This is a genomic window from Bradyrhizobium sp. 1200_D9_N1_1 (assembly GCF_052075915.1).
GTDB lineage: Bacteria > Pseudomonadota > Alphaproteobacteria > Rhizobiales > Xanthobacteraceae > Bradyrhizobium > Bradyrhizobium diazoefficiens.
The window spans coordinates 8,689,133-8,701,666 of the sequence record NZ_CP197226.1; the positions used below are offsets into that span (position 1 = coordinate 8,689,133).

Consider the following 12,534-nt stretch of genomic DNA (forward strand, 5'->3'; position numbering starts at 1 on the left):
GCATTTCTTAAGTCGCCATTAAGCACGAAAATCATTTGCAGCCCAATACGTTAGGTTGGCTGCCGCTGTGCCACGGATGTGACAGCATTTTCGTCAAAAGCGAGCTATCTGCAAAACCAACGACGGCGCGGAAAGCGCGCCTGCCGGGGACCTAAGTGTTGGAGTTTGGACTATGAAGAAGATTCTGTTTGCGACCGTCGCGCTGCTCGTGGTGGGCGCCGCTGCGCCGGCCGTCGGCGCCGATCTCGGCAACCGCAACTACTACAAGGCGCCCGCGCCGGCCTATGTCGCGCCGATCTACAACTGGACGGGATTCTATCTCGGCGCCCATGTCGGCGGCGCGTTCTCCAGCGACAACAATTTCAACGGCCTCTCCACCGGCAACAACGGCAACGGCCGTTTCCTCGGCGGCGTGCAGGTCGGTGCTGACTGGCAGTTCAACCCGAACTTCGTGGTCGGCGTCGAAGGCCAGTATTCCTGGCTCTCCGGCAGCGTCGGCGCGGTGTTTCCGGGCGGCGTCGCCTACACCAACGACCAGCGCGGCCTCGGCTCGATCACCGGCCGCGTCGGCTACACCTGGGGTCCGGGCCTCCTCTACGTGAAGGGCGGCTACGCCTATTCGGACAACAACGAGAAGGTCACCGTCGGCGGCGTGCCGACCGGCTTCATCATCGATGGCGATCATCGCAACGGCTACACCGTCGGCGCCGGCCTCGAATACATGTTCGCGCCGAACTGGTCGGCCAAGGCCGAGTACCAGTACTACAATTTCGGCGACGCGCACTTCACCGCGGGCCCGCTGGCGGGCACCGGCAACTTCACCACCGACGACCACACCTTCAAGGCGGGCGTCAACTATCGCTTCAACTGGGCCAATTCGACGGTCGCGCGCTACTGATCGGTTAGCAAAACCTTATCCTGACGAAGGGCCGGCCCCGTTGCCGGCCCTTCTTTTTTCGCCCTGCGGAACCAGCGCAAGCAATTGCACCAATTGCGATTTTTTTAACCGGCCCCGCCGATACTGCCCGCCACAAAACAGAAGCAAGAGCGTGGGGGAAGTTCGATGGCGATCCGTCTGGGCGTTGGCCGTTTGCTTGGCCGTTTGAGACCTCGTTTCAAGATGCCGACATGGGGCGTGCGCGGCAGCCTGTTCACCGCCTTCGCGGTGATCGCGGGCATGGGCCTCGTGATCGCGGCCGGCGCCGGCCTGGCGCTGCAAAATCTCGGCGGACGCATGACAGAACTGAGCGGGCGGGACATTCCGCGCCTCGCCGCCAGCCTGCAATTGTCGGCCCTGAGCGCGAGCCTTGCGGCACAGGGACCCGCCCTGCTTGCGGCTCAAAGCGAGGACGCCCTGAACGAGCGCACCAAGAAGCTCAGGGAATTGCAGGAGCAGACGCAGCAGAAACTCAACGAGATCATCGAGCTCGGCGGCGACAAGGCCGTCGTCTCCGGACTCAGCGAGACGATGAAGAGCATCAACGAGGCGGCCCAGAGCCTGGCCAAGGCCGCCCGCGAACGGCTGGACATTGCCGCCCTGCACGACAAGCAATATGACGCGCTGCGCAGCGCCCAGGGCGCCTTCGTGGGCGCGGCCAGTCCGGCAATGCTGGACGCGCAGACCCGGGTCAACGCCATTCTCGGCTCGGCCAACCTGTCGGCCGAAGATGCCACCGAAGCCGCGCAGACCGTCGGCCAGCTCGGCAACGTCGTCGCCAGCGGCAATCTCGCAGCCGCCGACATGAGCGCGGCGCTGTCGGCGAACACGAGCGACAAGCTCGATGACATCCAGAAGGAATTCAAGACGGCACAAGGACGCCTGCGGTCGAACCTCGATCTGCTGTCGGACAATCAGGGCAACAAGATGCTGCGCGCGACGGCGGAAAAGCTGCTCGCGCTCGGCACCGGCAAGACCGGCGTGTTCAATCTGCGCGAGAAAGAGCTCGACTCCATCGACTACGGCCAGACCATCCTGGACGAGACGCGTAAGCTCAACGTCGGCCTCGGCATCAGCGTGCAGCAGCTCGTCGACGGCGTGCAGAAGGAGACCAACGCGTCGACCTTCCAGGCGCGGCAGGAGATCTCGCTCGCGACGTCGGTCATGCTGGCGCTGGGCGCGCTGATGCTGGTCGGCTCGGCGCTGTTCGTCTGGCTCTATGTCGGCCGCAACATCCTGCGCCGGATCACTGGCCTCCAGCGCGCCATGCAGTCACTCTCGGCCGGCGATCTCGACACCGAGATCGCGCGTACCAAGCACAATGACGAGATCGGCACGATGACCGACACGCTGACCGTGTTCCGCGATAGCATGGTCGAGGCCCGCGCGCTCGCGAGCGAACAGGACAAGGACCGCGTCGCCAAGGCCGAGCGTGCCGCGCGCATCGAGGCGAAGATCGCCGAATTCGAAAGCACGGTGCGCTCCGCGCTGGACAATCTGGCGCAGTCCGCCAATTCGATGCAATCGACCGCGCAGAGCATGTCGACCACCGCCGACCAGTCCAACGCGCTGGTCAACGCGGTCGCCTCCGCGGCCGAAGAGACCTCGGTCAACGTGCAGACCGTGTCGTCAGGCACCGAGCAGCTGTCGTCCTCGATCGCCGAAATCAGCCGCCAGGTGGTCACCTCGGCCGGGATCGCCAAGAAGGCCGTGGACGAAGCCGGCGCGACCGACGCCACGGTGCAGAGCCTCGCCGACAGCGCGAGCCGTATCAGCGTCGTGGTCGATTTGATCCAGACCATCGCCTCGCAGACCAATCTGCTCGCGCTCAACGCCACCATCGAGGCGGCACGCGCGGGCGAGGCCGGCCGCGGCTTCGCGGTGGTCGCCTCCGAGGTGAAGAGCCTCGCGAGCCAGACCGCGAAGGCGACCGAGGAGATCCGCACCCAGATCGCCAGCATGCAGGACGTGACGACTTCGGCGGTCGGCGCCATCCAGGGCATCGGCCGGATCATCGGCGAGATCAACGACGTCACCACGACGATCGCTGCGGCTGTCGAGGAACAGGGCGCGGCGACCCGCGAGATCGCGCGCAACATCCAGCATGCCGCCGGCGGCACCAGCGAGGTTTCCAGCAACATCGTCGGCGTCTCCACCGCCTCCGCCGAAGCCGGCGCTGCGGCGAGCGAGGTGCTGGGCGCCTCCGACGCACTGCGCCGCGAGGCCGACCTGCTGCGCGGGGAGATCGACGCGTTCCTCAACAGCATGCGAGCGGCCTGATTGTCATTCCGGGGCGGCGCTAAGCGCCGAACCCGGAATCTCGCGCGACGACCTCCAGATTCCGGGTTCGCGCTCACGCGCACCCCGGAATGACCGGCATTTTTGGGCTGCGCTCCATCCGGGTCACGGAAAAATCCGGCGCGGAATGACCGCTATGCGAGCCACCCCCGCGTCCTTTTTCGGCTGGCGCGGCGCGCCCGGCGGGTTTAAGTCGGTAGCATGAACGCGAAGACCGACACCGTGCAGTCCTCCGCGGAGGCCCTGCGTTATCCCTGGGACCAGCATCCCGGCCCCGACGAGGTCGTGGAGGTGAAGCCCGGCGTGTTGTGGGCGCGGCTGAAGCTGCCGTTCCGCCTCAACCATGTGAACATCTACCTGCTCGCCGACGGCGACGGTTACGCCATGGTCGACGCCGGCTTCGGCAACGAGGAGACGATCGAGGCCTGGACGAAGCTGTTCGACGGCCCGCTCAAGGGCGTCAACATCACGCGCCTGATCGTCACTCACTCCCACCCCGATCATGTCGGGCTTGCGGGGTGGATCGTCGAGCGGTTCAACTGCCCGCTGGTGATGTCGCAGGTCGAATATCTGCAATCGGTCTATCACCAGAATCGCGGCACCGAGGAGCGACGCGAAGCGCAGCGGCTGTTCTTCCGCCGCCACGGCATGGACGAGTCGCTCACCGAAAAGCTGCTCGGCCGCGGCCAGGACTATCTCAAGCGCGTCTCGGTGCTGCCGCCGTCCTACCGCCGCATCTCGCATGGCGACGACGTCGTGATTGGCACGCGCCGCTTCAAGGTGATCACCGGCGGCGGCCATGCGCTCGACCAGGTGATGCTGTATTGCGCCGACGACAAGCTGTTCCTCTCCGCCGACCAGGTGCTGAGCAAGATCTCGCCGAATGTGAGCGTCTGGGCGGTCGAGCCCGACCAGAACTCGCTCGGCGAATATCTGGCTTCGCTCGCCAGCCTCACCACGACGCTGCCCTATGATTTGCTGGTGCTGCCCGGCCACGGCGTGCCGTTCTACGGGCTCAAGACCCGCATCAAGCAGCTCGCCGACCACCACGAGGAGCGCTGCCGCCTGATCGCGGAAGCCTGCCGCGAGGTGCCGCAGACTTCGCGCGCCTTGGTGCCCGTGGTGTTCAACAAGCACGTGCTGGACGAACACCAGATGGGTTTTGCCGCCGGCGAACTGGTCGCCCACGTCAACTACATGATCGTCGAGGGCCGGCTGACGGCGGAGACCAAGGACGGCGTGCTGCAGTTTCGGACGACGTGATTTTTTTCGCCTCTCCCCGCAAGCGGAGCGAGGGAGCAGACCGTCGCTGCGGCAGCATTTCACTTCATATTCGCAATCGCGTGCAGCGCCGCGATGTAGCCGAACGGCCCCAGCCCGCAGATCACGCCGGTCGCCACGAACGAGATCTTCGAGTGCCGGTGATATTCGTCACGGGCGTGGATGTTGGAGATGTGGACTTCCAGCACCGGGCCTTCGAATGTCTTGATCGCGTCCATGATCGAGACCGAGGTGAAGGACAGGCCGGCCGGGTTGATGACGATCGCATCGGCGTCCTGCCGCGCCGACTGGATCAGGTCGACCAGCACGCCTTCATGGTTGGACTGGTGGAAGGCGAGCTTGAGCCCGAGCTTCGCGGCGGCTTCCTCGCAGCTCGCATTGACCTCTGCGAGCGTCGTGGTGCCGTAGATGTGCGGCTCGCGGATGCCGAGCATGTTGAGGTTGGGACCGTTGAGGATCATCACGCGCTTCATGGGAGGGTCCTTTCGAATGATAATCTGCTGAATTGTGTTGCCGAGCCCAGGCAGCCCCAGGCTGCCATGTCGGCCCCTCCCGGTACTTACCGCAAAGCAGCATTACACAAGCCGGTGAGTTCTTTGATCGGGATCAAGTTTCAAATCGCACGATAGGGCATTTTGCCCAAATGCCCTCCAGGGCCAAATGTGGGATAGCGCATAGACATTGGAGCTGGAAAAGCTCTAAGAAGATGCGCCCCTTGGTCAGGTTCCGTTGCAGGTTTGCCGATGGATTACAGCCAGTTCTTTAATTCCGCCCTCGATCGCCTCCACACTGAACGGCGTTACCGCGTGTTCGCCGATCTGGAACGCATGGCGGGCCGATTTCCGCATGCGATCTGGCACTCGCCCAAGGGCAAGCGCGACGTCGTGATCTGGTGCTCCAACGACTATCTCGGCATGGGTCAGCATCCGAAGGTCGTCGGCGCCATGGTCGAGACCGCAACGCGCGTCGGCACCGGCGCGGGCGGCACCCGCAACATCGCCGGCACGCATCATCCGCTGGTGCAGCTCGAGGCCGAGCTCGCCGATCTCCACGGCAAGGAAGCCGCGCTGCTGTTCACCTCGGGCTATGTCTCGAACCAGACCGGCATCGCGACCATCGCAAAGCTCATTCCGAACTGCCTGATCCTGTCGGACGAGCTCAACCACAATTCAATGATCGAGGGCATCCGCCAGTCCGGCTGCGAGCGGCAAGTGTTCCGCCACAACGATCTCGCCGACCTCGAAGCGCTGTTGAAGGCGGCGGGTGCGAACCGGCCGAAGCTGATCGCCTGCGAGAGCCTCTATTCCATGGACGGCGACGTCGCTCCGCTCGCCAAGATCTGCGATCTCGCCGAGAAATATAACGCGATGACCTATGTCGACGAAGTCCACGCGGTCGGCATGTACGGCCCGCGCGGCGGCGGCATCGCCGAGCGTGACGGCGTCATGCATCGCATCGACATTCTCGAAGGCACGCTGGCCAAGGCGTTCGGCTGCCTCGGCGGCTACATCGCCGCCAACGGCCAGATCATCGACGCCGTGCGCTCCTATGCGCCGGGCTTCATCTTCACCACCGCGCTGCCGCCGGCGATCTGCTCGGCCGCGACCGCCGCGATCAAGCACCTGAAGACCTCGAGCTGGGAGCGCGAGCGCCACCAGGACCGCGCCGCCCGCGTCAAGGCGATCCTCAACGCCGCCGGTCTCCCGGTGATGTCGAGCGACACCCACATCGTGCCGCTGTTCATCGGCGATGCCGAGAAGTGCAAGCAGGCCTCCGACCTGCTGCTCGAAGAGCACGGCATCTACATCCAGCCGATCAACTATCCGACCGTCGCCAAGGGCTCCGAGCGCCTGCGCATCACGCCCTCGCCCTATCACGATGACGGCCTGATCGATCAGCTCGCCGAAGCCCTGTTGCAAGTGTGGGACCGCCTCGGCCTGCCGCTCAAGCAAAAGTCGCTGGCGGCGGAGTAGGTTTTTCTTCGCCTCTCCCCGCTTGCGGGGAGAGGCCGGATCGCATCGCCAGATGCGATCCGGGTGAGGGGGAGTCTCCGCGAGTCCAGCTGCCACCGTCCCCGCGGAGAGCCCCCCTCACCCCACCCTCTCCCCGCAAGCGGGGCGAGGGAGAGCAGGCAGCTCGCCCTACGGCTTAACGACGACGCCAGTTCCCGCCCCTTCCGGGCATTTCGCTGTCGCCTCGCCTCGTCCAACGCGCTAGATTTGCAGGGAAAATGAGACCGGGCGCCGTCGCGCCCAGGGAGAAGCACGCTCGCCATGCTGCACGACTGGGGCGTGATTGCCGCCGCCTTTGGCTATATCGGCTTCCTGTTCCTGGTGGCGAGCCACGGCGACCGCCGCTCGCCGGCCGGGCCAGGCCGCGCCTCCGGCCTGATCTATCCGCTGTCGCTGGCGATCTACTGCACCTCCTGGACCTTCTTCGGCTCGGTTGGCTTCGCCACCCGCACCTCGACCGACTTCCTCGCCATCTATGTCGGCCCGATCCTGATGATCGGCCTCGGTGCCGGCGTGCTGCGCCGCGTGATCCAGCTCGCCAAGGCCCACAACATCACCTCGATCGCCGACTTCATCGGCGCCCGCTACGGCAAGAGCCAGGCGGTGGCGGCGACCGTGGCGCTGATCGCCATCATCGGCTCGGTGCCCTACATCGCGCTCCAGCTCAAGGCGGTCGCCTCCTCGCTGGAGACGATCCTGAGCGAGGATCAGGCCTTCTCCCACATCCCGATCCTTGGCGACATGGCGTTGATGGTGACGCTGGCGATGGCGGCCTTCGCCGTGCTGTTCGGCACGCGGCAGACCGACGCCACCGAGCACCAGCACGGCCTGATGCTGGCGGTCGCGACCGAATCCATCGTCAAGCTGGTCGCCTTTCTCGCCGCCGGCATCTTCGTCACATTCTGGATGTTCTCGCCGCATGAATTGATCGAGCGCGCGATGAAGACGCCGGAGGCGGTGCGCGCCATCAACTACTCGCCGTCGATCGGCAACTTCCTGACCATGACGCTGCTGTCGCTGTGCGCGGTCATGCTGCTGCCGCGCCAGTTCCATGTCAGCGTGGTGGAGAATTCCTCCGATGCCGAGGTCGGCCGCGCGCGCTGGCTGTTCCCGCTCTATCTCGTCGCCATCAATCTGTTCGTGATCCCGATCGCGATCGCCGGCCTCGTCAGCTTTCCGTTCGGCACGGCCGATCCTGATATGTACGTGCTGGCGCTGCCGATGGCGGGCGGCGCGGATCTGCTCAGCGTCGCCATCTTCGTCGGCGGCCTGTCAGCGGCGACCGCGATGGTGATCGTCGAATGCGTCGCGCTTTCCATCATGGTCTCCAACGACCTCGTGGTGCCGCTGGTGCTGCAACGGCGGCCGGAGGGGCGCACCGGCGGCGCCGATTTCAGCGACTTCCTGCTGCGCTCGCGGCGGCTCGCGATCTTCGCCATCATGGTGATGGCCTATTTCTACTACCGCGCGCTCGGCAATACCCAGCTCGCAGCGATCGGCCTCTTGTCCTTTGCCGCCATCGCCCAGCTCGCGCCGAGCTTCTTCGGTGGGCTGCTGTGGCGGCGGGCGACCGCGCGCGGCGCGATCGGCGGCATGCTGGTCGGCTTCGCGGTGTGGCTCTACACGCTGTTCATTCCGAGCTTCATGGATTCCTCGACCGCAGGCATCCTGCTGCTCCAGCACGGCCCGTTCGGGATCGAGGTGCTGCGGCCGCAGGCGCTGTTCGGCGCCGACCTGCCGCCGCTGATGCATGGCGTCATCTGGTCGCTGTCGCTCAACATCCTCACCTATGTGCTGCTGTCGTTGGCACGGCGGCCTTCGTCCATCGAGCTGGTGCAGGCCGATCTGTTCGTGCCCAACACGCTCGCGCCGATCTCCCCGAATTTCCGCCGCTGGCGCACCACCGTCACCGTGCAGGACATCCAGACCACGGTCGCGCAATATCTCGGGCCCGACCGCGCCCGGCATTCGTTCGAGGCCTTCTCGGCCCGTCGCAATGTGCGGCTCGAGCCGGCGGCGCCCGCCGATTTCGAGCTGCTCCAGCACGCCGAGCACCTGATCGCCTCCTCGATCGGAGCTGCTTCCTCGCGCCTCGTGATGTCGCTGCTGCTGCGCAAGCGGACGGTCTCCGCCAAAGCCGCGCTGAAGCTGCTCGACGATTCCCATGCGGCGCTGCATTTCAACCGCGAGATCCTGCAGACCGCGCTCAACCATGTGCGCCAGGGCATCGCAGTGTTCGACGCCGACCTGCAGCTGATCTGCTCCAACCGGCAGTTCGGCGATCTCCTCAACGTTCCCCCGCATTTCATCCAGTTCGGCACGCCGCTTCGCGAAATCCTGGAATTCATGGACGTGAGCAATCCGGCCGACCCGATCGAGCGCGAGGCCATGCTGGAGCGGCGGCTTGCCGCCTATACCATCGACAGCGAGCCCTATCTCGAGCGCCTGCCGGACCGCCATATGGTGATCGAGGTGCTCACCAACCGCATGCCCGGCAGCGGCTTCGTCATCACCTTCACCGACGTCACGCCCACATTCGAGGCCGCGGAAGCGCTGGAGCGCGCCAACGCGACGCTGGAAAAGCGCGTACGCGACCGCACGGAAGAGCTGACCCGGCTGAACTCCGAGCTGGCGCTGGCCAAGAGCACGGCGGAAGACGCCAGCATCTCCAAGACACGCTTCCTCGCCGCCGCCAGTCACGACATTCTCCAGCCGCTCAACGCGGCGCGGCTCTACGTCACCAGCCTGGTCGAACGCCAGCACAGCGGCGAGGAAACCCGGCTGGTCGAGAACATCGACGAATCCCTGCAAGCCATCGAGGAGATCCTCGGCGCGCTGCTCGACATCTCCAGGCTCGACGCCGGCGCGATGGCGACCTCGATCTCGAGCTTCAAGATGGCCGATCTGATGCGCTCGCTGGAGATCGAGTTCGCACCGATCGCGCGCGCCAAGGGCCTCGATCTCACCTTCGTGCCCTGCTCGCTGCCGGTCGAGTCGGACCGGCTCCTGCTGCGGCGCCTGCTCCAGAACCTGATCTCCAACGCGATCAAATACACCCCGCGCGGCCGCGTGCTGGTCGGCTGCCGCCGCCGCGGCGCCTCGCTCAAGATCTGCGTCTACGACACCGGCGTCGGCATCCCCACGGTCAAGCGCGGCGAGATCTTCAAGGAGTTCCACCGCCTCGAGCAGGGCGCGCGGATCGCACGCGGCCTCGGCCTTGGCCTGTCGATCGTCGAACGGCTGGCGCGCGTGCTCAACCACGGCATCGCCATCGACGCCAATGCGAGCGGCGGCTCGGTATTCTCGGTGACGGTGCCGACGGCGAAGGCGATCACCCTCACCGCCGCGGTGACCAGCGCGACGCCGCTGGCGCGTACGCCGATCGCGGGTGCGCTGATCGTCTGCATCGAGAACGATGCGGCGATCCTCGACGGCATGCGCACGCTGTTGAAGGCCTGGGACGCCGAGGTGATCGCGGTCGCCGATCCCGAAGGCGCGATCGCGGCGATCGAAGGTGCGGGCAAGCGCGTCACCGGGCTGCTGGTCGACTATCACCTCGATCGCGGCAACGGCATCGCCGCGATCCGCGACATCCGCCGCCGCTTCGGCGACGCCATTCCTGCGATCCTGATCACCGCCGATCGCAGCCCCGCCGTGCAGCTGGCGGCGCGCGACGAGAAGATCGCGGTGCTGAACAAGCCGGTGAAGCCGGCCTCGCTGCGCGCCCTGCTCGGCCAGTGGCGCACGCAGCAGATGGTGGCGGCGGAGTGAGAGAAGCCCGTTGGCGAATGCCAGGCACGCCGTCGCAACTTACGGCGCAAGCCGCGTGAAGACATAATCGCGGCTCTTGGCGCGAGCCTCGTGGCAGGCGAAGCAGGTGCGGTGCTGGGCCTCGTCGACCGGCTTGCCGTTGACGAAGCGGCCAAAGCCCCAGCCGCCGGTTGAGGCATATTTCCTGGGATCCTTGACCATCACCTGGATCGTGGTAGCAGCGCCGGGAATCGTCGCGGATGCGAATTCCGGTGACTGTTTCCGCTTCCAGGCGCGCTTGACCAGAATGGTGCCATCCGGGAACGGAAGCTTTCCGGCTTGATAGGCGTCGACTGCCACCTGGTTGCCGACGACCGCGCGAAGCTCGTCGAGCGGCGCGGCCTCTTCGGCCGGCGCGACCAGCTCCCATTGCCTGTAGCCCGCGGGAATCGTGACCCCGAAGATCGGCGAGGCATCTGCCGTCGCGGGGCCCTCCGCGAGCGCGATCGAGACGAGGTACGGCACACAGGTCAGGAGAACGACCAGAAGAAGCGCGGCAAGCACGATCACCGTGGGGAAGGAGAATCTTTTCTTTGCAGGTTCAGTTGGCGTCATGACGTTTCATCAAGCTGGGATCAACGGATGAACCTCGGTCCGGCCCGGCCGGACCGAGGTGCTGGCGGATCCTCAGGCGCCGTCGGCATCGATGACGGCCTTGGCAAAGGCCTGCGGTGCCTCCTGCGGCAGATTGTGGCCGACGCCGCCGGTGATCAGGCGATAGTCGTACCGGCCGGAGAATTTCTTGGCATAGATGCTGGGGTCGGGGTGCGGCGCACCGTTGGCGTCGCCTTCCATCGTGATCGTCGGCACGCTGATCAGCGGGGCCGCCGCGAGCTTCTTTTCAAGCTCCTCGTATTTCGCTTCGCCCTTGGCGAGCCCGAGCCGCCAGCGGTAATTGTGGATCGTGATCGCGACGTGATCCTTGTTGTCGAGCGCCGCGGCGCTGCGGTCGAAGGTGGCGTCGTCGAACTTCCACTGCGGCGAGGCGAGCTTCCAGATCAGCTTTGCGAAATCGTGCGTGTACTTCTCGTATCCGGCGCGGCCGCGCTCGGTCGCGAAATAGAACTGATACCACCATTGCAGCTCGGCCGACGGCGGCAGCGGCGCGCTGCCGGCAGCCTGGCTGGAGATCAGATAGCCGCTGACCGACACCAGCGCGCGGCAGCGCTCCGGCCACAGCGCGGCGATGATGTCGGCGGTGCGCGCACCCCAGTCGAAGCCGGCGACGACCGCCTTCTTGATGTCGAGCTTGTCCATCAGCGCGATGATGTCGACGGCCATTGCGGCCGGCTCGCCATTGCGCGGCGTCTCGCTGGAGAGGAAGTGCGTCGTGCCGTAGCCGCGCAGATAAGGAATGATCACGCGATAGCCGGCCTTTGCCAGGATCGGCGCGACATCGACGAAGGCATGAATGTCGTAGGGCCAGCCGTGCAGCAGGATCGCGACGGGACCGTTCGACGGGCCAGCCTCGGCATAGCCGACATTGAGGACGCCGGCATCGATCTGCTTGATCGTGCCAAAGGACGCATTCGATGCGAGGGATCGCGGCGCTTCCGTTTCAGCGCGGGCGAGTTCGATTACGCCAAGACCGGCGGCAACGGTTCCGGCGGCGACGCCAAAAAACTTGCGGCGATGCTGGTCGATGAGCTGCTTCATGATGGTGCTACCTTGTTGATGGTCGGAGATGGTTCGTCAGGTCAGCGCGACCGCGACATCGATGTTGCCGCGGACGGCCTTGGAATAGGGGCAGGTCTGGTGTGCCTCATCGACGATGTCGCGTGCGACCTCGCGATCGAGGCCCGGCAGGCTGACATTGAGGCGCGCCCGGAGGGAGTAAGCGCCCTCATCGAGAAGGAGGTCGATCTCCGCATCGATTGCGCATTTCCTGGGAAGCGTGATCTTCCGCTTGCGCGCCGCGATCTCCATGGCGCCTTCGAAGCAGGCCGACCAGCCGGCCGCGAACAACTGTTCGGGGTTGGTGCCGATGCCGGCGCCGCCCGGCGGAGAGAGCCGCACATCGAGGCGGCCGTCCGAACTGCGGGACATGCCGTCCTGCCGCCCACCGCCGGTGTGGGTTCGGGCCGTGTAGAGCAGTTTCGCCGCTTGCGTCATGAAAGGTCTCCTTGCCGTCGCGCAACTGACTAGCAGCGGCTGTCGCAGGACACCCGTTTGGACTTGTGAGAAATTGTGAGATCT

Annotated in this window: 9 protein-coding genes; 5 read left to right on the top strand and 4 right to left on the bottom strand. The window is 65.5% G+C overall.

Going from position 1 to position 12,534, the window contains the following annotated elements; genetic code table 11:
- The first annotated feature begins 172 nt into the window (after positions 1-172).
- The 3 genes from AB5K84_RS41130 (at position 173) to AB5K84_RS41140 (ending at position 4,498) form a co-directional block, all read left to right on the top strand.
- Positions 173-898, top strand: a complete 726-nt coding sequence (locus tag AB5K84_RS41130; RefSeq protein WP_011084022.1) for an outer membrane protein — start codon at positions 173-175, stop codon at positions 896-898.
- A gap of 165 nt (positions 899-1,063) precedes the next feature.
- On the top strand, positions 1,064-3,217 hold the full coding sequence (locus AB5K84_RS41135; RefSeq protein ID WP_011084021.1) for a methyl-accepting chemotaxis protein: 2,154 nt from the start codon (positions 1,064-1,066) through the stop codon (positions 3,215-3,217).
- A 219-nt stretch (positions 3,218-3,436) separates the two neighbouring features.
- Complete coding sequence (locus AB5K84_RS41140; RefSeq protein WP_011084020.1) at positions 3,437-4,498, top strand: MBL fold metallo-hydrolase; 1,062 nt, start codon at positions 3,437-3,439, stop codon at positions 4,496-4,498.
- A 59-nt stretch (positions 4,499-4,557) separates the two neighbouring features.
- On the opposite strand, the gene aroQ is transcribed toward AB5K84_RS41140, so the two are convergent.
- A complete protein-coding gene (aroQ, locus tag AB5K84_RS41145) occupies positions 4,558-4,989 on the bottom strand; it encodes a type II 3-dehydroquinate dehydratase (RefSeq protein ID WP_011084019.1) in 432 nt (143 codons plus the stop codon).
- A 270-nt stretch (positions 4,990-5,259) separates the two neighbouring features.
- Here aroQ and hemA point away from each other — a divergent pair, with 270 nt between their 5' ends.
- Both hemA and AB5K84_RS41155 read left to right on the top strand, forming a co-directional pair.
- Complete coding sequence (gene hemA / locus AB5K84_RS41150; RefSeq protein ID WP_011084018.1) at positions 5,260-6,489, top strand: 5-aminolevulinate synthase; 1,230 nt, start codon at positions 5,260-5,262, stop codon at positions 6,487-6,489.
- Between the two features lie 300 nt (positions 6,490-6,789).
- Positions 6,790-10,299 carry a PAS domain-containing hybrid sensor histidine kinase/response regulator gene (locus AB5K84_RS41155; protein WP_011084017.1) on the top strand — a complete coding sequence of 1,170 codons (3,510 nt, stop codon included), beginning with the start codon at positions 6,790-6,792 and terminating at the stop codon, positions 10,297-10,299.
- A 39-nt stretch (positions 10,300-10,338) separates the two neighbouring features.
- Here AB5K84_RS41155 and AB5K84_RS41160 read toward each other — a convergent pair whose 3' ends face one another.
- The 3 genes from AB5K84_RS41160 to AB5K84_RS41170 all read right to left on the bottom strand — a co-directional run bounded on the left by AB5K84_RS41160 (position 10,339) and on the right by AB5K84_RS41170 (position 12,450).
- Positions 10,339-10,893, bottom strand: coding sequence for a cytochrome P460 family protein (locus tag AB5K84_RS41160; RefSeq protein ID WP_011084016.1), 555 nt, complete (start codon positions 10,891-10,893; stop codon positions 10,339-10,341).
- Between the two features lie 72 nt (positions 10,894-10,965).
- Positions 10,966-11,994 carry an alpha/beta fold hydrolase gene (locus AB5K84_RS41165; RefSeq protein WP_011084015.1) on the bottom strand — a complete coding sequence of 343 codons (1,029 nt, stop codon included), beginning with the start codon at positions 11,992-11,994 and terminating at the stop codon, positions 10,966-10,968.
- Between the two features lie 36 nt (positions 11,995-12,030).
- Positions 12,031-12,450 (bottom strand): organic hydroperoxide resistance protein, encoded by a 420-nt coding sequence (locus tag AB5K84_RS41170; protein WP_011084014.1) that lies wholly within the window; start codon positions 12,448-12,450, stop codon positions 12,031-12,033.
- Positions 12,451-12,534: the final 84 nt, after the last annotated feature.